Here is a 24,127-nt window from a genome sequence, read left to right on the forward strand (position 1 = left end):
GGGGTGGTGGGGTGGGGGAGGGATGGCCGGTGGTGGGGTTCTTCTCCGCGGGGCGCCGTCCAACGGCTACGGTGAGCGTCGGAACGCGGGGCGGGGCACGTGCACGTCTGCTCGGGTGGAGGAGCCGATGGGCCAGCAAAGCGCGGGCGGCGGCCAGCAGTTGACGCGGCTGCGTCTCGACGAGCTGCTCGAGGAGCTCGCGGCACGCATCGGCGCGGTCCGCGGCACCCGCGACCGCCTGCACAGCCTCCTGGAGGCGGTCCTTTCGGTCGGGCGCGAGCTGGACCTGGCCCAGGTGCTCAGGCGGATCGTGGAGACGGCCGTCGCCCTCGTGGACGCCGAGTACGGCGCGCTCGGCGTGATCGGGCAGGGCCGCATGCTCGACGAGTTCCTGCCGGTGGGCATCAGCGACGAACTGCGCGCCCAGATCGGCGACCTGCCCTCCGGGCACGGACTGCTCGGGGAGCTGATCCGCAACCCCGAGCCGCTGCGGCTCGCGGAGCTGTCCGAACACCCGGCCTCCTCCGGGTTCCCGGCGCACCACCCGCCGATGCACTCGTTCCTCGGCGTACCGATCCGCGTACGGGACAAGGTCTTCGGCAATCTGTACCTGACGGAGAAGCACGGCGGCGCCGAGTTCGACGCCGAGGACGAGTCGGTCCTCTCCACGCTCGCCGTCGCCGCGGGCGTGGCCGTGGAGAACGCCCGCCTGTACGAGGAGGCCCGGCTGCGCGAGCGCTGGCTCCAGGCCAGCGCGGAGGTCACCAGCGCCCTGCTGTCGGGCGCGCCCCAGGCCCAGGTCCTGGAGCTGATGGCCGAGCGGGCCAGGGAGCTGACGTCGGCGGAGCTGGGGGTGATCGAACTGGTCGAGGGCGACGGCGAGTTGCGCGTCGTCATCGCCATCGGCGAGCGCGCGCAGGCCCACCAGGGCGCCACCCTGCCGCGCCGGGGCACCTTCGCGGGCGCCGCCCTCGACGCCCAGGCCCTGGTGTCCGCGACCGACGTGCGCAAGGACCCGCGGGTCACGTTCAAGGCGGACCGCTGGGAGGGCCTGGGGGCGGCCGTGGCCGTGCCCATGAGCACGCGCGACGACGTGCGGGGCGTCCTGCTCCTGGCCCGCAGCGCCGGGCGCCCCGGCTTCTCCGCGGCGGAGACCACACCCCTGACGGGCTTCGCCGGGCAGGCCGCGCTCGCCCTCGAACTGGCCGACCGGCGGCGCGACGCCGAGCAGATGAGCCTCCTGGAGGACCGCGACCGGATCGCCCGCGACCTGCACGACCTGGCCATCCAGCGGCTCTTCGCGACGGGCATGACGCTGCAGAGCGTGCAGCGGTTCGTCGAGCACCCCGGCGCCGCGGAACGGCTGCGCCGCGCCGTCGACGACCTGGACGCCACCATCAAGATCATCCGGTCCACCATCTTCGGCCTGCGCGACCACGAGGCGCCCGGCGGCGCGGCGGGCCTGCGCGTGCGCGTGGTGCGGGCCGTCGAGGACGCGGCCGGGGCGCTCGGCTTCACACCCGCCCTGCGGATGGAGGGCCTGCTCGACACGGACGTACCGCGCGAGGTCGCCGACGACGTGATCGCCGTACTGAACGAGGCGCTCGCCAACGTCGCGCGGCACGCCCGGGCGCACCGCGCGGAGGTCGCCCTCACGGTGCGCGACGGCGCGCTCGAACTCGCCGTCGTCGACGACGGCGTGGGCATCGCACGCCCCGGCGAGCCCGTGCCCGAGCCGCTGGACGCGGTGCACGGCGCGGGCCTGCGCAACCTCGCGGAGCGGGCCGGGAGGCTGGGCGGGGTGCTCGGGGTGCGGGCCGGGGAGCGGCGGGGGACGCGCCTGGAGTGGCGGGTGCCGCTGCGGCGCGCGTCCTAGCGCCCGTCCGTCAGCGCTCGCCGGCCCGCGGGGCCTTGGGGGGTGTCACCTGGGCCGCGAGGACCGCCGCCTGGACCCGGCGCTCCACGCCGAGTTTCGCCAGCATGCGGGAGATGTGGTTCTTGACGGTCTTCTCCGAGAGGTAGAGCCGCTCGCCTATCTGCCGGTTGGTGAGGCCCTCGCCGACGAGGGCGAGGATGGCGCGCTCCCGGTCGTTGAGGGCGGCGATGCGCGCGTCCTCGGGCGGCGGCGCGTCCTCGGGGCCGCGCAGGGACCGCATGAGCCGGGCCGTCGTCGCCGGGTCGAGCAGCGACTGCCCGGACGCGACGGTCCGTACGGCCGTGACGAGGTCGGAGCCCTTGATCTGCTTCAGTACGTACCCGGCGGCGCCCGCCATGATCGCGTCGAGCAGGGCGTCCTCGTCGTCGAACGACGTGAGCATCAGGCAGGCCAACTCCGGCATCAGCGAGCGCAGTTCGCGGCAGACCGTGATGCCGTCGCCGTCCGGGAGCCGGACGTCGAGCACCGCCACGTCCGGGCGCAGCGCGGGCCCGCGCACCAGTGCCTGCGCGCCGGTCCCGGCGTCGCCGACCACCTCGATGTCGGGTTCGCCCCCCAGGAGGTCGCGCAGCCCTCTGCGGACGACCTCGTGGTCGTCCAGGAGGAAGACCCTGATCGGGGCCTTCGGCTCCGCGGGCGGTCCGTCCGCCGCGGCGGGTGTGCTCATCACTGCCCCCTGCGTTCGCCGCGTTCGCCGCGATCTCCATGGTGTGGCCCTTACGAGGGTGACGGTAAGGGCTTACTCCTGCCAGGGGCCGAACGGCCCACCGCGGCGGCGAGAGGGGTACCGACCGGCCCCGGGAGAGGGCCGGTCGGCCCTCGCGGTACCCCTGCCCCGCAGGGCATCTTGGTGCCTGGGCAGCCCATGACCCGGTCCCGGCGCCCGAGGCGGCGACGCCGTTCCCGGGACCGTCATCAGGTGCGGCGACGGCTGAGGACGTGGCCAGCGAGCACCGCACCCCGCCTGCGCGGCCGCAGGGGAGCGGCCGCGCAGGCGCATGGCGCGCGCGGCTGTGCGACCGCGCGGGCGCCGCCCCCGGCCGTGTCAGGGCCCTCTGATAGCTTCCCGGAAAGGCAAAGGGAGGCAAGGCGTGGCATCGGGTTCCCTCCAGGAGCACAACTTCGTCTCCCTCATGGGCATCGTCCTCATCGCCCTGATCGCCGTCACGGCGCTGGTGGCGTACGCCTGGGTGTGCGTGGCCAGGCGCCGCCCGGCCCTGTCCGCCGCGCTGCGCGCCGCCGCCGCCCTGTGCGCGGCGGGCGCCACCGGCGTGTACGCCTGGGGGGCCGTCCAGCTGCTCCGCTTCGACATAACCGAGCACGACCAGGCCTGTCGGCAGGCCGTGGGCGCCGCCCGCGCGTCGCGCATCGACGGCTATGAAGCCACGTACTTCCCGCTGCGCTTCGGCTGCCACGTCGCGGGCGACGGCACGTACACCGCGGGGGTGCCCGGCTGGCTGAACCCCGCCGCCCTCGGCCTCGGCCTCGGGGCCGTCGCCCTCGCGATCGCCGCCGCGGCCGCGTCCCCCGACGTCCGCCGCGCCTGCGTCCGCCGCGTCCGCGCCCTCACCCGCCTCCCGGACGGCGCCCACACCTGAGGTGCCCTCGCGGGTGCGCCCCAGACCCGCCCCTTCCCGACCTGGGGCTCCGCCCCAGACCCCGCTCCTCAAACGCCGGAGAGGTTGAAATCTCTGCCGCAACCGGCGACGGTTTCAGCCCGTCCGGCGTTTGAGGACGAGGCGCGAAGCGCCGATTGACGGGGGTCCAAGGGGGCGGAGCCCCCTTGTTCGGGAAGCCCCGATGCTCGCTAGTAGGAGTTCTGAGGGTAGTGCCTGGTCAGAGCATGGAGAAGCCCCGTCCGGACCTTGGCCGAACGGGGCTGATCTCTGTCCTGATCAGTTGCAGAACGACGACCTGACGGCGGTCACGACCTGTCCGGCTTGCTCGTCGGTCAGGCTCGGCACGGTGCCCCCCTCGTAGCGAAGCTTCGCGTTCGCTCGCACCGTGGCCGTGCCCTTGTCCGCCTTGATGTCCGAGCACACGTTGCGGGCCCGGTCCACGGCGCGGTCTTCCTTAGCGACCAGGCCGGGCTCGATGGTCCGCAGAGCGCGTATCAGCCTCGCTGTCTGTGCGGGGTCTGGCGAGGGGATGCCACCGCCCGCAGCGGGCTTAGATGGCTTCTCCTCGGGCTTGCTCTCCTTCTTCACGGACTCCGTGACGGACGGCTTGGGCTTGGCTTCCGCCTCGCTGCTGTCGTCGTCCTGGAACAGCGACCCCACAGCACCGATGACGAACAGCGCTGCACCGCCGATCACCCAGTTACGCGTCTTTCGCTTCATGATCCCTCCCCTGATCTCAAGCAAGATCACTCATGCCTATCACGTGGCCTACACACCGTGAGCGCACTTCAGACACAAGACGGGCCCCGCCCGACAGAGCAGCCGAGCGGGGCCGAGTCCTGCGGCTAGGGGTGTCTAGTGCCGAGTCGTCCAGCGCGTTGCGGGCAGCTCGTCCCACTGCGCGAGCGGCTTGTACTCGTGCACGTGGTCCGGGCACACGTAGTGCGTGAACCAGGCTCCGCCGCTCGCCTTGGGGACCTCGCCGACGGGGATAGGGGCTGTGGTCCAGCATCCACAGACACAGTGCACGCGCTGTGCGGGGGTGGTGGGCTCGCTAGTGATGCCGTCGCGGGTCATGCGCACACCGCTCCGTACTCGTCGTGCCGCTCGGGGTTGGGGTAGTGGTAGCCCATGTCCGCGGCGACCAGGGCGACGCAACGTTGACGCTGCCGCTCTCGTTCGCGTTCTTGCTCCGTTTCAACCCAGGCGCGCATGTAGAGGGGGACGATGGGGCGGACATCGTCGGAGAACAGCGGCACGCCCGCGGGCTCCGCGAGGGGCGGCAGGAGGTACCGGGGTGCCGAGGTAGCGGGCTCGGGCTGGTCGGAGGGGGATGCGGCGCTGTGGCATGCGGGCTCGGGCCGGCGAGCCCAAGGAAGGTGGGCGAGCACCCAGATGAGTGCTCGGGCGATAGCATCGCGCATGGTCGTTTCAGCTCCTTGGAAGCTGTCTCGGCAAGCCCCGGTGGACCGGTCCTAAGCGGTCTGTCGGGGCGCTTTCATCTCTGACGGTAGAGAGCCTGTCCACCCCTGTCCACCCCTCGGGGCCCCTGTCGGTCATGCGGGGCGGCTCTCCGTAGTGGGTACTGTCCGGGCGTGGAATTCGACCCTCGGCGCCCGAAGTGGCAGCAGATCGCCGAAGTGATCCGGCAACGCATCCGGACGGGTGTGTACGTGCCCGATTTTCAGCTCTCCGAAGTACGGTTGGCTGACGAGTTCGGCGTGAACCGGGACACCATGCGCAAGGCCACTCGGGCGCTCCGCGAAGAGGGTTGGATCACGACCACGCCGAACATGGGCAGTTTCGTTGCGGGAGTCCCCGAGGGCGAGCCCCAGACCGACTAGCCCGCGTCGTCTGCGTCTCGGGCGAGGGAGCGGAGCCCCGCGCGCAGATCGGGGCACGGGGCGTACTCGTGGACGTCTACGGGGAGCGTCAGCCGCTGAGAGTTGGAGTCACTGCGGACGGTCCAGGGAAGTCCTCGGGCAACGCGTCCATCAACAGTTCGTCCACGGGCTTGCCAAGCCAGTACCCCGCCCCTCGGAGTCGACCTGACGGGCGGAACCCCGCCTTCTCGTACGCGGAGATTCCTGCCGCGTTGGGCTCCAGCACCTTCAGCCACACCATGCGCAGGTGGGCAAGGTGGAACGCCCAATCGAGGGTCAGACGTGCCGCTTCCGTGGCGTACCCCTTACCCCGTGCGTCCGGGGCGAGAACCATCACGAACTCCGCCGTGCGGACGTACGTGTTGACTTCGAGGATTGTCATTCCCACGGGTGTGCTGTCGTTCAGCCTCACCACCTCGAACTGTTGGAAGCGATCGTTACCGCGCTGCCGTTCGTATCCGGCGGCGCGTACCTCCCACGACTGTGGCCACTGGTTGCCGTACCCCAGGATGGTCCGGGCGTCGTTCTCCCACTTGTGGTACTCGGGCAGCATGTCTTGTCGGGGCATCCCGAGGGCGAGCGTTTCGCCGCTCAGGAGGATGTGCGGTTCACTCACGGTCGTACTCCTCTGGTGGCCCGTGCCGACCCGGGGCCGTCTGGTGTGTAGGTGGGGGTGTACAGGGCGGTGTCCGCCGGTTCCTCGACCGGAGCCCCGTCCGGGCCGGCTATCCAGGCGTGCAGCCGTACGGGGTCAAGGGCTACCCCGTGTCGCCATTCAGCGCGGCGTCGAGTGACCGTCAGCAGCAGTGCGGCAGCCGTTGAGTCCTCTAGGCACGCCCACCGCATCGGCAAGAGCTGTGCGGCCCAGCGAACCGCGCGCACAGCGTAGCGAGCCTGAGACAACGTGGCCGGGGGTAAATCGCGCCCCAAGCACGCGAGCCGAATGAGTCGAGAGAACCGCTCGTGGTGCTTTCCAGCGGCCCATGTGACAGCGGTGGCGAGCACGACAGGTACAGCAGCGATGCGCCACCCCATCGGGATAGGGCCGGGCTCGGGCGGGACCGTGGACTGTTCCACGGTCCCCCACGTTGGGACAGTGTCCGGAAGGGAAACGACGGTCGCGCCCATGGCGGTTACCGCGTCGGACGTGGGGCGTAGCTCGGTCGTGCCCGTGTCGTAGTCGATCACGACGGATACGTGAGAGGAACGGGCGACCACGGTGTTGGTTCGGCTCACCGTGCACCCGCCGGGGTTGGTGTGGTCTGCATCCATTCGGTTCCGGGCGCGCGCTCGATTGCCTCTAGCCACGCCTCGGCAGCGAGGGCGGACAGCAGTGGGGGCCAGATCGTCTCCGCGCCGAGGGCAGCCGCGTGAATCGTCGCTCGCAGCGGCGCGGGATTGACGAGCCCGAGGGCCGCTAGGCGCCCGTCCGCGAGGCCGAGCACGCGGCGCCGGTTCCTGCGTAGACCTAAGTGGAAGTCGCCGACCATGCGCCCTTTGGCGGCTCGTCTGCGGTGCGCGTCAGGTAGTAGATCGGCGAACGTGTCGGCGAGCATCGGCTTGTACCGTCGAGCCGAGTAGCGCTGTTTGACAGGGGCCGAGACCACCGCGTCCAAGACTGCCCCGTCGAAGTAGGGGTTGTGCAGCGCGAGGCCGAGCGCGTCCGCGAGTTGGATTTCTGCGTATGCCGACCGTGCCACCGTGTGCAGCCCGGCGGCTAACGCCATGTCCGCATCGGGGCCCGTGGGGACACTCACCTTCGGCACGGGCGCCGTGAGCCATTCGGGGCGGCCGGACTCCGACCGGCCGATGCGGGCGGCGTCTCCCCGAAGAGCGGCAGCGATCAACGGGCGGGGACTCTGCCGACGTAGCCGAGCCCAGTCCCGGGCGTCCCCGAGCAGCCGGAGCCAGTTCCCGCTACGGGCGAGGCTCGCCAGGTGCCCGGGGGTCGACAAGAACAGGTTGTCCCCTCCATCCCCGGTCAGGTGACAGACGGAGCCCGCGGCTGCCATCGCGCCGAGCTGGTCCGAGAACATCGACCACACCGCCGAGGACGGAGCCGGCTCGTCCGTCACGGGCAACGGCACGTCGGTCGCCGTGAATGGCAGATGCCGGATGTCGAGCGGGAAGGGTGCTCGGGTCAGACCCGGGACGGTCAGGGCTTGCGCGTACTGCATGTCTCCGCCGCTGGTGACGCCCGTCGGGTGCGCGGTCACACCCGTAACCGGCCCGTACTGTGCCGCGAGCAACGTCACGGTCGTTGAGTCCATGCCCGCAAGATCGGTGGTCGCGGACACTCCCTCGACCCGCACTCGCACGCCCTCGCCGAGCGCGTGCCGAAGCACTGCCGACGCATCACGTGCTGTGCGCCGTCTCGGCGACCACCAGCGGGTGAGCGACGAACCGCCCTCGGCGTCGAGGGCCAGCAGATGCCCGGCGGGAACCGGTGCGACCCCTGCCCACGCGCTACGCCCCGTTGCGGGGCGGTGCTTGTCACGGAGGTACGCAGCGAGCCACCCGGTATCGACGCGCCCGCCGACGAGCGGGGCTAGCGCGAGGGAGCTAGACCCCCACACCGTTCCGTCCGGGGTGCTGACCGTGTAGAGGGGCGAGGCTGCCCCGGCGTCTGCGAGGACTTCCACACGGCGCCGCTCGGTCAGCCGAACAACAGTGTGCGAGCCCGCCCACGTCCGTGCGACCGTCGCAAGCCCGGGAGCCGACAGAGCACGGGCCATGTCGTGTTCGGTGGCCGAGCACGGGCCAAGCACGGCGATTCGCGCGCTGCCGAGTTCCACGGTCCGTACGTGCTCGGACAGCCAGTCTCCGCAGACCCATAACGCGGGGTCGCGCCAGAGCAGACGTGCACCCACGGGTGTTGCGGCGGGTCGGCCGCCGGGTGCGCTTCCGCCGTACCAGCGCGCTTTGCGTTCTTCCATCTCGTCACCTCTCCCGCCGCTGACACCGGGGGCGGCCCCCGTTGGGACTTTTCCCGCGGGGGGCTGCCCTTAGGGCTCGATTAGTCGTACGGCGTCTGTTTCGCCTCGACTCCCGAGTTTTCACCGCCCCGCGTCAGCGTGGCAGCGTTGCCCAGAATGATGACCGGCGGAACGTCGAACTCTTCGGGCGTGTCCGTGGTGTGCTTGTGATCCATGTGTCTCCCTCCTTTCGCATGCGATGGGGACATGGACCCCCGTACCGAGCGGGGTCATCCGTCCTTGCGGGCAGGAAGGGACCGGTCAGGTTCTTGCGCCCTCGGAGGGTGGCGTTACCTGGGGGCCGCGGACAGCCATCGCGGCAGTTCGGTCCCGGCGGGGAATGTCCCAGGCGTCGAGCTGGTCCGCGAGCCACTTTTCACCCACGTTCCCGAAGGAACGCGCCAGGGAAGCGGCGGACTCCCCTCCCAGGTACCTGGTGGTCACCTCTGAGCGGGCTGCGATCAACTTGTCTCGTGCCGCGCCGAGTTCGGCGCGAGAGCGTTTCGGCATCGGTACTCTCCACTGCTCTTGCTCGGATCGTTGTTGAGTTCGGGACAACGGGCCCGGTCCCAGGGGGGAGCCTGATGCGGGACCGGGCCCGTCGCTGGCTCGGCAGCCCGCACGGGGACGGGCCTTAGGGCCGAGCCATTCCGCGCCCTCGGGGACCTAGTCCGGAGCGCGGACCGTTCTCCCGTCACGAACCCGCGGGGTCTCGGCGGACGCGTTTGGCGGGGAACGGAGTCAGGTAGACGGGGGGCAACTCCGTGGGGTCCCTTACGCGGACGCCATCTCTCCGGCCAGCAGCAAGGGCAGCCGGATGCCGTTCTCAGACGCACGCACCGCCATGCGCACCCGCGCCGCTTCGTAGCAGCGCGCGGCATCGTCCAGGAGCGAGAGGGGTACCCACCTCAAGCCGCTTAGGTCTCCCCGCGCGACGTCTTCGATTCCGACCGCCGACGCGTCCGCAGCGGAGAGAGTTCCGCCGTGGCACACAAAGCTGTAGCTCTCCGCGGCGTTCCCCTCCTTGGGCATCTGGTCCATGCCAAGGAAGTGCGAGATAGGCAGTGTCAGCCCGGTCACTTCCTTGACCTCACGGGCCGCAGCGGCGGCAAGCGTCTCGCCCGGCTCCACCCACCGTTCCAACAGTTGCCACCCGAGCCGTTCCCCACGGTGCTTGTACGTCGGCTTGACCATCAGTACGTGCCCCTGGGGGTCCCGTACGAGGATCGTCACGCCGATGCGGCGGGGGTATGCCGCTGGATCAATGTCCGTGCCCATAGGAGATATCCCTTTCATCTTGGGGTCCCGCCACCGGTCGGGGGCGCCCTCGCCGGCCCGTCCGGAAGCGGGAAGATCAGCGGTGCGTGAGCGGCAGGACGAGCAGCCACCCGACCACGGCCCACGTAACGAGCGCGCAGACCGTCACGAGCGCCGTTCGGGCGGGTCTCACGAACGGTGTCCCGCGTTCGCACGCCCGCAGCGGGGGAGCCACCGCAGCGGCGTCCGGGCTTTGCGGTGGCGCTGCACTCGCGTGGGGGGATGCTCGGGCGCCCGTATCGGAGGTTCGTCGGGCCGCTCGTCTGCGGGTACGTCCACGGGCACGACCCACACCGTGTAGACACCCGTGTGATCGGCAGCACTGAGCATGAACGGCCACCCGGCGCGAAGTCGTTCGTACGCCTCTTGGCGTCTCGCCCGGTCTGCACACCATGCCCGCAGCTCTGCGGGCACGTCGGGGGCCCACTCCGGCAGAGGCAACGCTCGAATGGCCTTCGACTTCTTCTCGTTCTTCTTGTCCTTAAGCCACCAGACGTCAGGTGCGGGGTCCAGCCCATCGGCGATGCGGTGCGCTTGTGCGCCCACCCAACGCATCACGATGCCGAGATACGGGGTCTTGAGGGAGCCGAGCACGACGCGGACCGACTCACAGCCCTTTTGCGTCACGGGTCCCGTGCCGACCGCTTCGGCCTGGTACTCGCGGCGGGTCGGTGGCTCGTGGGGGCTCGTCTCCGTCGCCGCGTCGCCCGAAGCACCGGGGTCGTGCAGGGAGCCGGGCTGACCGTCAGTGAACTTGCCGCTAGACACGCCCACTCCTCTCCGTAGTGCTATCACTACCGGGGGGGTCAGCGTGGCCCACACCTGGGAACCATTCAACCTGTCGGATGAGAACGAAAGGTTGGCGAACGGGCCTTGAATCGCAAGGAGTTGAATCCGGACTCGTCGCCCCAAGCGGCGTATGGGGCACGCCTACGCAGCTTGCGGGAGACACACGGCTGGACACAAGATGATCTTGCAGCGCGTATGGGGTACTCCAGCGTGCATATTTCGGCGGTAGAAACTGGTCGGAAGCCTCCAACTCTCCGCTTCTCGCGGAGTGCGGATCGGGCTTTCGGCATTGAGGGCACCGCGGATACGTTCGAGCGTCAGCACCGCGAGATTGCGCACGGTGGCCTACTGGAGGGTTTCCCCGAGTACGTCAAGTACGAGGCTCGGGCCGTAGAGCTTCGGCTGTACGAAATCGGAATCGTTCCCGGCCTGTTGCAGACACCGCAATACGCGCGGGTTCTGGCCGATAGCGCCGTACGTCGTGGCGCCATCACGCCCGAACAGGCCGATGATCGCGTTGCGTTCCTGGCGGAGCGCCAGGCAGCTTTGGTCCGCGCCCGCCCTCCCATGATGTTCGTGGCCATGGACGAGAGCTGTATCCGCCGTACCGTCGGCGGGGCAGCCGTCATGGACGGCCAGCTAGCGCGCCTGGTCGAGTTCGCCGAGCTACCGAACACGCTCTTGCAGGTGGTGCCGTACGACATCGGCGAGCGTCGCACGTTTGACCTGCCCGTTAACCTCTTGACGCTGCCGGATCGATCCGTTCTCTGCTACGCGGAGTCTCAAGCGCAAGGCAACCTAGACCGAGAGAGCGCCTCCGTGGAGCCCATGTTGACGGCCTACCATCAGCTACAGGCCGAATCGCTGTCGCAGGCGGCATCTGTGGCCATGATCGAGCAGGTACGAAAGGGCAAATCGTGACGACCGAATCCCCCCGCTGGTTCAAGTCTTCGTACAGCAACAACGGTGGCAACTGTGTAGAGGTTGCCGCCAACCTTGTCGTCACGAGCGGTATCGTCCCCGTCCGTGACTCCAAGCGCCCGAACGGCCCGGCCCTGAACTTCCCGGCCGCCGCATACTCTTCCTTCGTGTCAGGCGTCAAGGAAGGTTGGTTCGACAACACCTGACCACTCGTCACGGCACCAACCGGAACTAGGCACACCATCACCAGACGCCCCGCCACTCCATCCCCTTCGGAGCGGCGGGGCACTCTGCTGTCAGACAGCGACACCAAAGGCCAGGGCCACGCCCCGAGCCCATCCGTCAGGCGGCCCCAACTCGGGTGTCCGGTCGGTCAGATAGACACCCCACGAGCTTGATCCCGGAACCCGGTGGGCGCTGACCCCGTATCTGCGCGTCATGCCCGAGCGGCGGAGTACCGAGGCAAGTCGGTGCATCTCGGCGGACGCACTCACCTGGTCCTCGCGGCCGAGGACGAACACGCGCGCGCTCATGCGGCGAGCACGGTCGTGGGGCAGTGCTGTCCGTAGGCGCACATGGTCACGGGCTCGTCCCACTGGACCCACAGCCCGGAGTCTCCGCGGACCCATTCGACGGAGCCGGCGAGGGTGTGCGACTTGTGGTCCCGCGCGAGCAGCCTGAACCCGGTGTGCTTGCCGATGGTCCGGAACAAGCGCGCGACGATGCCGCCTTGACTCTCAACGATCCTGTGCAGGTCGGCACATGACCGCACCGCCTCTTCGCTCAGCACGTCGGGCAGCTCGCAGCAAGCCCCCCATGCGCCGTCTGCGCCACCACGTACAGGCACGATGACGGTTGTTTGAACCCGAAACTCCTCGCTGTGCGTAACCATGCGGACACGCTAGTACAGGCATTCGATTTGCGGAAGCATCTTTCTTGGCCATTCAATGTAACACTTCCATAACGCGCCGAGGGTAGTGATATCCCGCTGGCCAGCCAAAGCCCGTTATGTCCATGCCGAGTTGTGCTCACCACGTGAAGGGTGGGGTTGACGATTCCACCCAACATCTTTGCCGCCCAGCAAATCGCAATGACTCTTCGTAAGCAGGTTACGTGCCCGCATGATGTCTGATTCCAGCCCGCCACCCCTCACGCTTGGGCTGCCGAGAGCACCCGAAGTGCGAGGGGGAGAGTTAGCAACTCCGCTTTTTCTAGGGGGAGTTCACAGCTCGATTACTGACGGGAGAACGCCCCGCGGGGCGTCACGACGCCAGCCGTTGCGGGTCGTCAGGGTCACCATGCCCGAGCCCCTGCCTGGTACAGCTCGCGGAAACGTTTCTGCCCCTTGGCGCGCGCCTCGTGGACCTGCTTGGGGGTGACACCCATGTCCTCGGCTAGTTCAGTGTCAGGGCGGTCGCTGAAGTCGGCGACGGGGGCTATGCCGTAGCTCGCCTTGAGGACGACGCGCTGTCGTTCCCCCAACAGCCCCAGCGTGCGGTGCACTTGCTCGTGCACGACCGTGCGCCTGGTGGTCTCGTAGTCGCGCGAGTCGAGTAGATCGACGGGAACCTCCGCAACGGCGGCAACTACGTCGCCGAGGGTCAATTCGTCGTCGTTCTCGTCCACGTCGTGCGGGCGGTCGAGCGAGTCCACACCGAGCCACGACAGCAATGCGGCGTACGCCCGATCCGGAGTCATCCTGCGAGGCCCCATTTCATCCGTGGTCGCGATCCGAGCCGCTGCGTACGGGTCACCGGAAGCGAGAGTGAGGGCGCTCGCAAAATCCTTCGTGGTCTGCGCGCTCACCCCAGGGTTAAGCGACTGTTGGCGAAGGTCACGCATGACGCTGTGCAACTCACGGTCTATGAATGCCATGAATTGCGCACCAGTCTCGCCGCTAAAGGCGGCAAGGCACTGCCAAACAGTTATCCGCCCCGCCTGGGTGAGGTCTTCTGCCAAGTGATGGTCGGTTCGGCTGGCTCCGGTTGCGTAGCTGCGGGCTCGCTGGGAAACAAACGTCTCGGTTTCTGCAATTACGGCCTGAACCGCATGAATGTTGTTTCCCTTTGCTGCCGAAATGATTTCTGCCGTAAGGTGCGTCATTGGGCATCGCTCCGTTGGTTTGGGGCTCTGCTCCCTGTGGGGAGCGGGGCTTGCCCGGAACGGAGCGCGCGGGACCAGAAAAGGCCCTGTGGCCCTAATGCAATGCGCCTTGAATAAGGGCACAAAAATGCCCCGTCCCGGAATGGCAGGACGGGGCTTGCGCATTGCCTTATCGCTGCGTGGTCGATGAATTTAGGTTCGGACCACGGGGCCAGCAATGCTGTTATTCAGGTCATGCAATATCAAATAGGTGGATGTCGCTTAGAACGGGACTTAGCCGAGACCTTGCCTACTGCGAACGCGGTAGGTGAGATCCCATCGGGGCCTGCCTCCTCCTCCGCCAGTAGGAGGGAGGTAGCCAGTTGTGCCCACCCTGTGATCAGAAGTGCGCAACTGGTGAAGGGCGAGAATGCGTCTATTTCAGAGGCTCATTTCAGGTTCACGCGGTGTGACCAGCGCTCCGAAGCGATCACCTGTGAGTGATCAGTAGTCCGCGCCATACAGCGAGCCCCACGAGCGCCCACCTATCTCCGCCTCAGCCACGATGGGCACCCCGTACAGGCTCATGGTCATGCAGCGTTCGAACTCGCGGGCTACGTCCGCCGCGTCCTCGCGCGGAGCCGATGCCAGGATTTCGTCATGGATCGGGAGCCGCATGTATTCGAGCAATCCCGCGCCTTCCATTTCGATCATGGCTTGCCCGAGGACATCCCTTGCCGCAGACTGGCACGCGTAATTCGTTACGGCGTAGGTGCGGTCCCGGTCCAGCGGCAGTCGGCGACCAGTCGCCGAGACGAACACCATGCCGTTTTGGAAAGCCTGACGCTGCCACCGCTTTCCCGCGCGCTTGATCTCCGGAAAGACTCGGTCGTACGCGGTGACCGCTTGGGAAATCTCTGCCTCGCTCGCACCGGTCTGCCTCGCGAGCGTCGTGATTCCTCCGCCGTAGACATTTCCGAACCCAGCACCCTTGAATAGCTTCCGGTCGCGCTTCGTGGCGCCCTCGCCCCGGATCAACTTGGCCGTGTACATGTGGATGTCGAATGCGTCGCCACCCCTGGCGAAGCCCTCTTTCATGCGGCGCACGTCGGCGAGGGCAGCCAAGACCCGCATTTCGATCGCTTGGAAATCGGTGCTGATCATGACGTGTCCGGGTTCGGCGAGGATGGCGCGGCGTACGACGTGATCGGAACTCGGGAGCTGGTGCAGTCCGTCCGTCACGGACATGCGCCCTGTTCTCGCGGCGAGGGGCGTGATCACGGGGTGGATGCGTCCCGCGGCGTCGAGCTTGTGCATGAACCCTGCGGCGTAGGTCTCGCCCCACTTGGCGGCGCGCTTCGCCCGCAGTACGGCGTCGGCGAGTGCGTTGGGCTCGCGGGCCCCGATGCGCTGCCAGTCCCGGTCGAGATCGGCGAGGGGCAGCAACACAGCCTTGTCTGTCTTCAGAGAGCCCGCGTCGGTGCGTTCGGTAAGCGCCTCGCCCATGCCCACGAGCGCCGCCGCCACCTGGCCCCCCGACCCCACCTTGGTCACGCCGTACCGGGCAGCGACCGCGCGGTACCGCTCGGCTTCCGCCGCGAGCCGGCTCGCGAGGGGGCCCGCGTAGTCCTGGTCGACGAGCAGCCCCCGCCGCTGCATCACTGCGCAGATGCGGGCTAGCTCGTGCTCGTACGCCACCAGCTCGTCACGCACACCGAGCCGGGACAGCTCGCGGCGTAGGGCCGGGGCAAGTCGAGCGGTCAGGATGACGTCGAGTCCCGCGTACAGGAGGTAGGTCGGGTGGTCCAGCGGGATGCCCGCCCATCCGGTCTCTTTCGTCAGCCCGAGCGAGCGGAACACCGCGGTGAGTCCGCTCTGTGTGTCCGGGGCCGCAGGGTCCACCCAACGGGCCGATAGCGGTTTGAGGGCGGTCCCTATCCCGCCCTCGGACGGTTGGCGCGGGTCGCAGAGCGCCGCGAGGGTGCGGGTATCGGTCGTCCACGGTGCGAGGTCTTCCAGCGGTATGCCCGCGCACCTGTCGAGTACGAGCCAGTCATAGGCAGCGTTGTGAATGAGAACGCGTCGTGTGCGCTGGACTGCCTCGCGTGCATAGGATTCGAAGTACCCGCCCCGCTCGTACTGGATCACCCATGCGTCGCGCTCGTCGCCGAATTGCACGGTGCGGAGCCGGAACGACGGGTTGAAGACATTCAAGCCCGTGGTCTCGGTATCGAGTGCGATAGGACCCCGTTCACGTGCCGCGTACAGCCACCGCCAGAACTCGTTAAGGTCTTCTGTGGTCTCAGGCACGTGCACCGTGATCAGTTCACCGGCTATCTCGTGCCGGAATTCCTTCACTGTCTCCCCCTATAGCAAAAGCGGGCCGCCCGCCCCGAGTTGGGGAGGACGACCCGCTTACGTGGTCTGCTAGTGGCCGAAGATTCCGGGGCCGACCGCATCGGGGCTTTCGTCGGCGAGGCGGAGCCCCGCGAGGGAAATCCCCTTGTTGGTCTTCTTGCGGACGGCTCCGCGTTCTTCCATGGCGTCATAGAAAGCGCGGCGGGTCCACCGTTCCTTTGCGGGAAGGTTCTCGGCCTCGCACCATTCCAAGTAGCTGTTAAACGCGTCGTTTCCGTTGATCACAATGGATTCGTCCGCGTAGTCGAGCACGCCCGGAAGGAAGCCGGCGAGGGGGTCCGAGGTTTCGCGGTACTCCTGACTCGCACCTGTGATGAGCTGCGGGTCTTGCAGTCCGCCCCGGTACCACTCGACCGCACCGCGCACGGCCCATGCGGCTATGCCCTCGGCTTCGGCGAGTAGCTTGCGGTCTAGGTCCGGGTCCCTCTCCTTGGGTGCAAACCACCGCTTGAAAGGCAGCAACTTGACGCGCCTCCACAAACCCTCGTCCTGCGAACGGAACTTGGGCTTATGGTTTGTGGCCAGAAGCAGCAAAAACGACGGCTTGAACTCGAAGAACTCTTGGCGCAAGAACCTTGCCGAGATCATGTCCTTGCCGGTCACTCGCTTGAGAATGGATTCCGACATGGACTTGCCCGACTCGCCCTCGGATGCCATGACTAGGCGAGCCCCGCGCAACGCAGCGATGTCATTCGGAATGCCACCGCTCTTGCGCTCCTCGAACGTGGCAAACGGGGTGGTCCGGGCGATGGCTCGGAACACCGTTGTCAGGGTGTCCACCAGCACGCTTTTCCCGTTAGCCCCCTTCCCCCACAGCACCCCGAAACTCTGCTCCGTGGTGTGCCCGGTGATGCCGTAGCCGACCAGCCGTTGAATGTAGGCGGGCATCTCTGGCATGCCAGGAAAGACCTCGGCGAGGAATGATTGCCACCGTGGGCACTGCGCATCGGGGTTGTAGTCGATATCGAGCGCGTACGTCAGTAGGTCCGCCTGGTCGTGCGGGCGGAGCCTGCCCGTGCGCAAGTCCACTGTGCCGTTGCGGAAGTTGAGGAAGTCCGGACGGTCGTCAAAGTCGGTTGCGGCAATGCTGACGTTGGGCACGGAACACAGCTCGGTCAGCAGCGCGTCGATCCGGCTCGTCATCGTGAAGCCGCGCGCTAGCTGGTTCTGTCCGGCGAGGACGAGGGCGGCGCCCATGCGGTGGATTTCCTGCCGGACCCGCATGTCTGAGCGGACCCACGTGCGACCGTTCCACGTGTAGAACCCGAGCCCTGCCGCGTAGCGGATGCGCCCCCCGGACCAGGCGACCAGTGCGTGAGCGTTCATCGCGTCGGACTCGCCGTACTGCGACACGAGCTTGGCGAGGATGTCCGCCGCTTCGGCTCCCTGGTCGCGGGACACCACATCCGCGCCGGTCCTGGTCGCCAACTCTGCCGTCCGGGCGTCCGCTTCCACCTCGGCAGAGGGGCGGACCGGACGAGCTGCCTTGACCGCACGGTGAAGCTCGGCCGCGAACCGCTCGGGGGCTGACTCGCGCCAGTCGGTCACGTCCCCCGCAGCGTTCGGGAGGTCGAGGCGGAACGCGTCTAGCCCGTGCTCGGCGAGCCCTGCGGCGAGGCGGGACGTAAAGCCGCTGCCCGCCTGGTCGTTGTCCCCGGCGAGGATGACGAGCGAGCCCCGTAGTCCCTCGGCGAGTTCGGCAACCAGCTCGGGCGAGCCGGCGAGGGACGCCCCGCGCACGGCCACGGCGTCATAGCCGCACGCCACCGCTGTGAGCGCGTCTCCGGGCCCCTCTGTGATCAGGACCGTGCCGTATCCGCCCCCGCCCCGGAACACGCCGTACGGCGCCCACCGGAGACCCTTCGGGTTGACCAGGGACAGCCACCGTGCGGGGCACTGCCCGCCGAGGTCTCGCCCCTGTAGGCCACGGGGCGTCCCGTCGAACCCGTTCAGGGGCACGGTCAGCCGAGGGTGTTCGCGGTAGAGCCGCGAGAGGTAGGGGAAGCCCTCGCCCTGGTCGCCGTGGTCCACGCCGAGCCCGAGTTCCGCGGCGGTCTCCAGGTCGAGGCCGAACCGGTCGGCGAGGTACGTCCGGGCCCGCTCGGACCACTCGGCCCCGTAGTCGCCGAGGGCGAGCGAGGTCCGGTCCACGTACGCGGCGAGCGCGGCAGTCTGCGCGACGGGCACCAGCTCGGGGCGCTCGGCGGACACGGTGGCCCCGGGGCCGCTCACGTCGAACAGGTCCGACCAGGACAGCCGCGCCGCTGCGATTACGTCCGCGGTGTCACACCCCGTGCGGCATGTGAGCCGTACTTTCAGGTCCTCGCCCCGCCATATGCGGAGCGAGGGGCGCGAGTCCGGATGTGCGGGGCACGCGGCGAGGTACCCGCCGTCCGCCTGGTCCGTCACCTGATCGAACCGGGCGAGCAGATCAGACAGCAGCATGCCCGCTCACCCCCGCCACGGTGCGGCGGTAGTCGGCGAGTAGGCGCCCGAGATCCCACACGGTGGTGGTCATGTACCAGCGCGAGGAGTCGAGCCCGCGCAGCGAGGCAGTCCAGCCGTACGCCGCGGCGAACTCCACGGCGGGCATGCCGAGGGCGAGCCGAACCCGGGTCCACGTCCGCACCGACATGTGCACGCGCCCGTTCCACACCGCCGAGCGCCGCACCTTGTGGACGACCACGCCGTACGGGAATCCCGCATGCTTGGCCTCGGCGTCGGCTTGCCGTAGCCATGTTGGGACCGCGCAGGACTTCACGTCCTTTGCTTCGATGATGAACGGGGCTGCGTGGATGTCGCCGACATCCTTCGCGCCCTCTTGTGCGGCTCGGCGGATGTTCTCGCCCGAGAGCGGGTTGCGGAATACTCCGGTCTCGTCCACCAGGCCGAGGTACCAATTCAGGTAGTCGCGTATTGCGCTTTCCCATGCCGTCCCGCGTCGCTTGTTCGGGTTAGCCATCGGCTTCCCCCTGCCGGATCATGCACCCGCGCCCCATCGCGTGTGCCGCAGCGGCGAGATAGCGAAGCCAGTCCGGGCGGGTCTTCCACCCGGGAAGTAGCCACAGTTCGTCACCCGCACTGAGTTCACGCACGTCCCCGATGGGCGGCGCGTAGTCGGCACTCAACTCGTAAATCACTGTCCCCCCAAACGAGAGGACCGGACCCCCTCATAGGGAAGTCCGGTCCTCTCTGGTCGTGCGTGTTACTGGTCTCGCTCGCCCGTCACATCAGGGATGATCAAGCGGACGTGTTCCGACGTGATCCATTCCTTCCGGAGAGACCGGCGCTTAGCGAAACCCGATTCAGTGCCGGTAGGGCGGATGCGCAGCATGGGCCTAAGGCGCCCGTCCACAAGGCGAGTTGTCACCCGGTCAACGATGGCGTCAGCCATACGCACCCGGTTTCCCTGCCGTGCCGCGTACGCGACCAAATCCCCCCGGTATAGCTCCTCGCCCCCGTAGTCGGTGACGACCCCCCGCTTACCCATCGTTGGCCTCTTCCTTGTAGTTGAGCAGATGCAGATACGCCGCGAATGCCTGTTGGCTGACGACCCCGTTTCCGGCTGCCTTGATCTGCCGCGACCGGTTGAGCCCGGGGATGTGAGTGATCCACCCCCGGGGCAGTCCCATTAGCCACTCGGCGAACACGGACGCGAGGCGGCGCCCGCCGCGGGGGCCGAACTCCACCGGGATCGGAGCCGGCGAGCCCATCAGGGTTTCCCAACGGTGCACAGCGGGCCCGTAGTCGGCCCACCATTCCGGCGGGCTGTGGAATGCTCCCGGGGTCTCCTCGGCAACGTCCGGGTCCACGGGCAACAGGAACGAAACCTCGTCATCGAGCGTCGGCCCATGCCCGCCCGCGCGCCGCTTATCCGGATGCTGCGGGGCGCCGTTGCTGCCGAGATTCGCGGTCGGCGTCTTGAACAGCTTGTGGGCACGTTCCTTGTCGAAGAGCCGCGCCACTGCGGTAACGAGATCCTGTCCGCCGCTTCCCTGCCGGTCGTCTCGTGCGAAGTCCGGGCCCTTAGTCGCGTCGGATGCCAGAGGAGTCGGCAGCAGGGGCGGCAACGAGGAACCATCTATCTCTGTGGTGGGCGGCTCCAACTGCGGACGCCCGATGGCAACACCACCGCGTGTCATACCGTGTCTCGGCCAGTCCCGCGAGTACGTGCGCGAGGCCCCTGTTTCGGATGGCGGATACGTTCTCCAGGAAAACGAACCGTGGTCGAAGAACGCGAACGGCCCCGAGAACGCTTTCCCAGATACCCGACCTCTCACCATGAATCCCTGCCCGTTTCCCCGCGTTACTGATGTCTTGACACGGGAACCCTGCCGTAACGATGTCCACCTCTCCCGCAATGGTGGACCAGTCGAATTGTGTAATGTCCCCGATGTTGCGCGCGTGCGGATATCGGGTGGCGAGGATCAGTGACGCGTACGGATCGATCTCCGCCACGATCTTGATTCTGTCCCCGGTCAGAGCCTCAACGGCCCTGCCGATGCCCCCGTATCCGGCGCACAGTTCCAGAATCGGAATGTGAGTACCCCCAGAAGGAAGGGGCCCGAGCATGCACCCGGGCCCCTCGCCGGCTAGAACGTCGGCGCGTCGCTCACAGCGTCGTTCCATGACTTCAGTACGCGAATGACCGGCTTGCGGTACGACACGTCCCGGCCCTTCTTCGTGGTGTACTCGACCAGCTCTAGCGACAGTTCGGCGAGGGCTTCCCCGCCGATGCGGTCCAGTGCGTTGCCGATCTCGTGCAGCGTCTCGGCCAACTTCCATGAGCCGGTCTGGAACCGGAAAAGGCCAAGGTCGTAGTCCTCGGCGAGGCGGAACGTTACTGCGATGCTCGGCGCGGGGCCGCGCTTGCTCTTCGCTGCCGCCTTACGGTCCTCCATCAGAGCCGGGCAGCCGCACGACTTGCCCCGGTCCTCATCCGGAGACAGGTACTCGACCCCATCGCAGTGGTGGATAAGGTTTGCGCCGTTCCACAGCTTCATATCCGAGGTCACCGCGTCAGCGCCCGAGAGCACAACCTTGACCTTGTTCTGAGCGGTCAGCACTTCGATGAAGTTCTCGGAAGTGGAGTCGGTCTCTTCGGGCTGCCCGCCCATGAGCTGGGCAATAGCCGCGGCAACCTCCGGGTCCCCGGTAGTCACCCGCCACTCACCAAGTGATTCCGGCACGCCGTTGACTTGTCGGCCCGAGTGAAAGCGCCCCACGGTGTCGTCGCTGAAAGTGTTCTTCGGCATGGCGTCCGGGTCGGTCTCGAAAATGCGGAGTCCCATACTGTGAATCCCCCTGGTTTTGGGCATGAAATAAGGGACTGCGCTCGTGCGCGGCCCCTGGTCTGCGGATGTGGTGTGTTATGCGGCTCGCCGCTGCGTTCCCGTGATGAGCCGGCGGACGCTCTCAGCGATCGGGCGGCCGAACACGGTCTTGGAAATCTCGCGGTCCCACTGGAACACGTGCCGCAGCGTCAGAAAGACGTTGAAGATCTCTTCATCAATGCGGACGGGCTTGAACACCCAGCCTTCCGGGGTGATGTGCAGAACGGCCGCGCCGTCCACCTTCGGCATGGGCTCGGACGTGCCGTCCGGGGCAATGATCCGGTCCGCGTGCGCGTACGCCGAGAGCTGTAGCGCAACGTCCGGGTACGCGCTCTTACTGGTCTTCCAGTCCACCAACAGCGTGTGCCACTCGCCGTTCTCGTGGTCGGGCTTTCCGTCCTCGCCGAGCCGCACGCGCACCAGGGCGTCAAACGACCCCGCGTAGCCGTGCTCGTCGGACCAACACACGTCCTCGGCGCGGACGAGCTGCGGACGCACAGCGGTAAGGAACTCTGCGAACCCGAGCCGGTACGGCTCCAAGTCCGGGTGTACGCGGCCGATTTCCTCAAGCCGCATCATGCGTTCAAACAGGTCGTGGGCATCGCTGCCCACCTTGGCTCGGAGTTTGGTGTACCGAGTGTGCGCGTTGCGCAGGAAGTCCACGGCGCCCGCGGGGTCGCGCTCTGCGATTGCCCGCACGGCGTCCATGTTCTCGACTGCCGTTTCCGCGGTCATGCGGGCCGCCCAGAAGGTGAGGAACGGTTTGGGCAGCATGCTCACGATGGACGTAACACCCGGGACCTTCTCGGCGGTCTCAGGGCTGATATAGAAGCGCGAGCCACCGCGCTTGATAGTCCGGATGGCTCCGGGCATGGCTTCCCCCTCGGGGTTGCTGGGGTGGGGTAGAGGGGTGGCGGAGTGACGGTTCTACCTGTCTTTTTTGAAGAACAAGAAAAACCAAGAAAGAAGAGGGTTCGGGGTCACTTCCGCCACCGCGTCACGCTGTCGTCAGCGCGGAACCGCGAGCCCGTCCGCCGCCTGGTACAGCTCGGCGAGCGTCCCGCCATTGGTCAGCACCGCATCCGCGGGGTACTCGTCTAGCGCGGTCTCGCTGACGTGCTCGCGCTCGGCTCGGCTCGCGGGCCCGTGGGCACCAGGGCGCACAACGCGGACGAGCGCGAACCCCCGCGTGCGGAGTGCGTCAGCCTCGTTGACGTGCCGCACGTCAGTGATCACGACGGGGATGTTCCAGCGGTCTGCGGTGTCCACCTTGGCGAGGGCGAGGCGTAGCCAGTGCTCGGGGTCGTGCTCGCGCACCGCTTCCCCGAGCCGCTGCAACGTGCGCCGTACCTCGGGAAAGATCTTCGCTGCGTCCCATCCATGGCGGCGCACCACGTCCGACAGACGGATGGGCAGCGCTCCGAGCCCGGTCGGTTCGGTACCCACGATGGGGTCAAGGTCCAGCGCCGTTGTCCGCAGCGGGTCCGCGAACGCGACCCTCACGAACTGGTGGCGCAGGACAAGCCGGGCCCCCGCGGTGTCCTTGCCACTGCGCGCCCGACCCATCAACGCGACGTGCCGGAACGTCACGCGAGCGTCCCGCCGTCCGCCTGGTCCTGGTGCTCGCCCTCGCCGGCTGCAGTGGTCCCGGCGGTCTTGGCGTTCTCGGCGCGCTGGACAGCCTCACCGGTACCGAGCACCGCGGCGACCAGGCCGAGGACGAGCGCGCTCGGCAGCTCGGGGACGTAGTGCGCCACCAGGGCGAGAGCGGCCACCGCCACGGCGTAGATGCGGGCCGGATGGGTGCGAATGAACGTGATCAAGGGTCCCCCTTGTCGGTGACTGTGTGTAGATCGAATGAGCAGCTGCACGACCGGGCGATACGTGGGCATGGCGGGCACCCGGTCGATACGCTGAGTAATGGGTGTGGGCTCGTCGGCCCCGAGCTGGTCCCGGCAAATCGGACCAGGACTACGGGCCGTGGTCAGCCGCGCGGAACCTTGAGGGCGTCCCACGTCGTGCGACCGGGCCACCCATCCGCGTCGGCCCCGGTAAACCCGCGCTTGCGCTGCCACGCGGCGTACGACTTGCGGTCTGCGTCGGTCCACTGCGGCCCCGGGCCCTCGGCGTACCGCCCGCATCCCTCGGCGACCAGGCGCCGCCCCATGGCAGTGATCAGGGGCGAGCGGGGCGAGGACTTGAAGAACTCGGCACCGGGGAACTCGGCGTACGGGGACGGCTTGGGCGGCTTGCCCCCGGCAGCCTTGACGATCCCGGGGAACACCAGCTCCCGGAACTGCCGCTGTCGTGCGTCACCCGGGCACGCGGTCCCGCCGTTCGACCAGGCCGCGAACATGCGGTGCGTGCCGAACCCGGGGTCGGTCGCACTGCGGCAGATGCGCAGCGGCACCCCGTGCGTGTGGTGCATCCATACGCCGAGCTTGATCAGTGCGGAGATCTGCGAACTCGTCCACGGGTCGGTGTGCTTCAGATTGGACGCGGTCTCGACGGACACCGCGCCCGTTCCGTCGCCGCGCTTGTTGGCGTGCATGTTGGCGTCCGCTCGGGTCTGCGTCCCGATGTACTGGAACACGCCCCCGCCGAACTCAACAAAGAAGTGGGACTCAAGATTGGTGGAGTCCCGCCAGTACTCGTACGTGCGGCGACCGGTCCACGGCGCGGCAATGCTGTGGAAGATCATCTGAGTTGGGCGGATGGCGGGCTGTGCGTTCCCCTCGGGCTGCACTTCCATCCGCTTGGCATTCGGGTACCAGGCCATGAATTCCCCCTGTGTCTGGGCATGAAAAAGCCCCGCCCGGTCGAGCCCGGACGGGGCTGGTGTGTGCTGTGGTGG

27 protein-coding genes are annotated in these 24,127 nt (G+C 67.9%); 5 read left to right on the top strand and 22 right to left on the bottom strand.

All coding sequences use genetic code 11. From position 1 onward, the window contains the following. The first annotated feature begins 127 nt into the window (after positions 1-127). The gene (locus IG74_RS0117920) at positions 128-1,876 is read left to right on the top strand and encodes a GAF domain-containing protein (RefSeq protein ID WP_030677595.1); all 1,749 of its coding nucleotides are present in this window, start codon (positions 128-130) and stop codon (positions 1,874-1,876) included. A gap of 10 nt (positions 1,877-1,886) precedes the next feature. On the opposite strand, the gene IG74_RS0117925 is transcribed toward IG74_RS0117920, so the two are convergent. After that, a complete protein-coding gene (locus IG74_RS0117925) occupies positions 1,887-2,603 on the bottom strand; it encodes a response regulator (protein WP_030677601.1) in 717 nt (238 codons plus the stop codon). Between the two features lie 424 nt (positions 2,604-3,027). Between IG74_RS0117925 and IG74_RS47995 the strand changes: the two genes are divergently transcribed. Further along, positions 3,028-3,534: a hypothetical protein gene (locus IG74_RS47995; protein ID WP_051854989.1), complete on the top strand. Its 507-nt coding sequence runs from the start codon at positions 3,028-3,030 to the stop codon at positions 3,532-3,534. Positions 3,535-3,831: 297 nt separating this feature from the next. On the opposite strand, the gene IG74_RS48000 is transcribed toward IG74_RS47995, so the two are convergent. The 3 genes from IG74_RS48000 to IG74_RS0117945 all read right to left on the bottom strand — a co-directional run bounded on the left by IG74_RS48000 (position 3,832) and on the right by IG74_RS0117945 (position 4,979). After that, the gene (locus IG74_RS48000) at positions 3,832-4,275 is read right to left on the bottom strand and encodes a DUF732 domain-containing protein (protein ID WP_158857667.1); all 444 of its coding nucleotides are present in this window, start codon (positions 4,273-4,275) and stop codon (positions 3,832-3,834) included. A 135-nt stretch (positions 4,276-4,410) separates the two neighbouring features. Next, on the bottom strand, positions 4,411-4,632 hold the full coding sequence (locus IG74_RS0117940; protein ID WP_158857669.1) for a hypothetical protein: 222 nt from the start codon (positions 4,630-4,632) through the stop codon (positions 4,411-4,413). Continuing rightward, positions 4,629-4,979 (bottom strand): hypothetical protein, encoded by a 351-nt coding sequence (locus IG74_RS0117945; protein ID WP_030677626.1) that lies wholly within the window; start codon positions 4,977-4,979, stop codon positions 4,629-4,631. The genes IG74_RS0117940 and IG74_RS0117945 overlap by 4 nt, the downstream gene beginning before the upstream one ends. Positions 4,980-5,150: 171 nt before the next feature. Here IG74_RS0117945 and IG74_RS0117950 point away from each other — a divergent pair, with 171 nt between their 5' ends. Then, positions 5,151-5,399 (top strand): winged helix-turn-helix domain-containing protein, encoded by a 249-nt coding sequence (locus IG74_RS0117950; protein ID WP_030677629.1) that lies wholly within the window; start codon positions 5,151-5,153, stop codon positions 5,397-5,399. An 88-nt stretch (positions 5,400-5,487) separates the two neighbouring features. On the opposite strand, the gene IG74_RS0117955 is transcribed toward IG74_RS0117950, so the two are convergent. From IG74_RS0117955 to IG74_RS52125, 6 genes are all read right to left on the bottom strand, one after another. Further along, positions 5,488-6,054, bottom strand: a complete 567-nt coding sequence (locus IG74_RS0117955) for a GNAT family N-acetyltransferase (protein ID WP_030677631.1) — start codon at positions 6,052-6,054, stop codon at positions 5,488-5,490. Then, a complete protein-coding gene (locus IG74_RS54415; RefSeq protein ID WP_078868852.1) occupies positions 6,051-6,710 on the bottom strand; it encodes a lasso peptide biosynthesis B2 protein in 660 nt (219 codons plus the stop codon). Before IG74_RS54415 ends, IG74_RS0117955 begins: the two co-directional genes overlap by 4 nt. Next, entirely contained in the window at positions 6,671-8,374 is a 1,704-nt protein-coding gene (locus IG74_RS48005) for an albusnodin/ikarugamycin family macrolactam cyclase (protein ID WP_063761258.1), read from the bottom strand. The genes IG74_RS54415 and IG74_RS48005 overlap by 40 nt, the downstream gene beginning before the upstream one ends. 80 nt (positions 8,375-8,454) lie before the next feature. Then, the gene (locus IG74_RS51040; protein WP_107058960.1) at positions 8,455-8,589 is read right to left on the bottom strand and encodes a putative RiPP precursor; all 135 of its coding nucleotides are present in this window, start codon (positions 8,587-8,589) and stop codon (positions 8,455-8,457) included. A 598-nt stretch (positions 8,590-9,187) separates the two neighbouring features. Further along, positions 9,188-9,691, bottom strand: a complete 504-nt coding sequence (locus IG74_RS45955; protein ID WP_037825661.1) for an NUDIX domain-containing protein — start codon at positions 9,689-9,691, stop codon at positions 9,188-9,190. Positions 9,692-9,859: 168 nt separating this feature from the next. After that, the gene (locus IG74_RS52125; protein WP_158857671.1) at positions 9,860-10,498 is read right to left on the bottom strand and encodes a hypothetical protein; all 639 of its coding nucleotides are present in this window, start codon (positions 10,496-10,498) and stop codon (positions 9,860-9,862) included. A 105-nt stretch (positions 10,499-10,603) separates the two neighbouring features. Between IG74_RS52125 and IG74_RS0117975 the strand changes: the two genes are divergently transcribed. Further along, on the top strand, positions 10,604-11,440 hold the full coding sequence (locus IG74_RS0117975; protein WP_030677642.1) for a helix-turn-helix domain-containing protein: 837 nt from the start codon (positions 10,604-10,606) through the stop codon (positions 11,438-11,440). Continuing rightward, complete coding sequence (locus IG74_RS49435; protein ID WP_078868854.1) at positions 11,437-11,646, top strand: DUF397 domain-containing protein; 210 nt, start codon at positions 11,437-11,439, stop codon at positions 11,644-11,646. Before IG74_RS0117975 ends, IG74_RS49435 begins: the two co-directional genes overlap by 4 nt. Before the next feature lie 323 nt (positions 11,647-11,969). Here the strand turns inward: IG74_RS49435 and IG74_RS52130 are convergent, their stop codons facing one another. From IG74_RS52130 to IG74_RS48740, 12 genes are all read right to left on the bottom strand, one after another. Beyond that, on the bottom strand, positions 11,970-12,152 hold the full coding sequence (locus tag IG74_RS52130; RefSeq protein WP_158857673.1) for a hypothetical protein: 183 nt from the start codon (positions 12,150-12,152) through the stop codon (positions 11,970-11,972). Between the two features lie 581 nt (positions 12,153-12,733). Beyond that, complete coding sequence (locus IG74_RS0117985) at positions 12,734-13,543, bottom strand: sigma-70 family RNA polymerase sigma factor (protein ID WP_158857675.1); 810 nt, start codon at positions 13,541-13,543, stop codon at positions 12,734-12,736. Positions 13,544-14,026: 483 nt separating this feature from the next. Next, on the bottom strand, positions 14,027-15,880 hold the full coding sequence (locus tag IG74_RS0117990; RefSeq protein WP_030677650.1) for a DNA polymerase: 1,854 nt from the start codon (positions 15,878-15,880) through the stop codon (positions 14,027-14,029). Between the two features lie 69 nt (positions 15,881-15,949). After that, a complete protein-coding gene (locus tag IG74_RS0117995) occupies positions 15,950-18,385 on the bottom strand; it encodes a phage/plasmid primase, P4 family (protein WP_030677652.1) in 2,436 nt (811 codons plus the stop codon). Beyond that, positions 18,372-18,902, bottom strand: coding sequence for a hypothetical protein (locus IG74_RS52760; RefSeq protein ID WP_199818849.1), 531 nt, complete (start codon positions 18,900-18,902; stop codon positions 18,372-18,374). Before IG74_RS52760 ends, IG74_RS0117995 begins: the two co-directional genes overlap by 14 nt. A gap of 520 nt (positions 18,903-19,422) precedes the next feature. Then, the gene (locus tag IG74_RS49440; RefSeq protein WP_234334363.1) at positions 19,423-20,010 is read right to left on the bottom strand and encodes a DNA (cytosine-5-)-methyltransferase; all 588 of its coding nucleotides are present in this window, start codon (positions 20,008-20,010) and stop codon (positions 19,423-19,425) included. Next, positions 19,967-20,569 carry a DNA cytosine methyltransferase gene (locus IG74_RS49445; RefSeq protein WP_324607504.1) on the bottom strand — a complete coding sequence of 201 codons (603 nt, stop codon included), beginning with the start codon at positions 20,567-20,569 and terminating at the stop codon, positions 19,967-19,969. Before IG74_RS49445 ends, IG74_RS49440 begins: the two co-directional genes overlap by 44 nt. Next, a complete protein-coding gene (locus tag IG74_RS0118025; RefSeq protein WP_030677667.1) occupies positions 20,533-21,231 on the bottom strand; it encodes a hypothetical protein in 699 nt (232 codons plus the stop codon). Before IG74_RS0118025 ends, IG74_RS49445 begins: the two co-directional genes overlap by 37 nt. Positions 21,232-21,309: 78 nt before the next feature. Further along, a complete protein-coding gene (locus IG74_RS0118030) occupies positions 21,310-22,146 on the bottom strand; it encodes a hypothetical protein (protein WP_030677670.1) in 837 nt (278 codons plus the stop codon). Between the two features lie 135 nt (positions 22,147-22,281). After that, positions 22,282-22,863: a hypothetical protein gene (locus IG74_RS0118035; protein ID WP_199818850.1), complete on the bottom strand. Its 582-nt coding sequence runs from the start codon at positions 22,861-22,863 to the stop codon at positions 22,282-22,284. Further along, entirely contained in the window at positions 22,860-23,096 is a 237-nt protein-coding gene (locus IG74_RS0118040) for a hypothetical protein (RefSeq protein ID WP_030677677.1), read from the bottom strand. The genes IG74_RS0118035 and IG74_RS0118040 overlap by 4 nt, the downstream gene beginning before the upstream one ends. Positions 23,097-23,257: 161 nt before the next feature. Beyond that, complete coding sequence (locus IG74_RS48740; protein ID WP_063761259.1) at positions 23,258-24,052, bottom strand: peptidoglycan-binding protein; 795 nt, start codon at positions 24,050-24,052, stop codon at positions 23,258-23,260. Positions 24,053-24,127 lie beyond the last annotated feature (75 nt).

The organism is Streptomyces sp. NRRL B-1347, assembly GCF_000720325.1.
Lineage (GTDB): Bacteria > Actinomycetota > Actinomycetes > Streptomycetales > Streptomycetaceae > Streptomyces.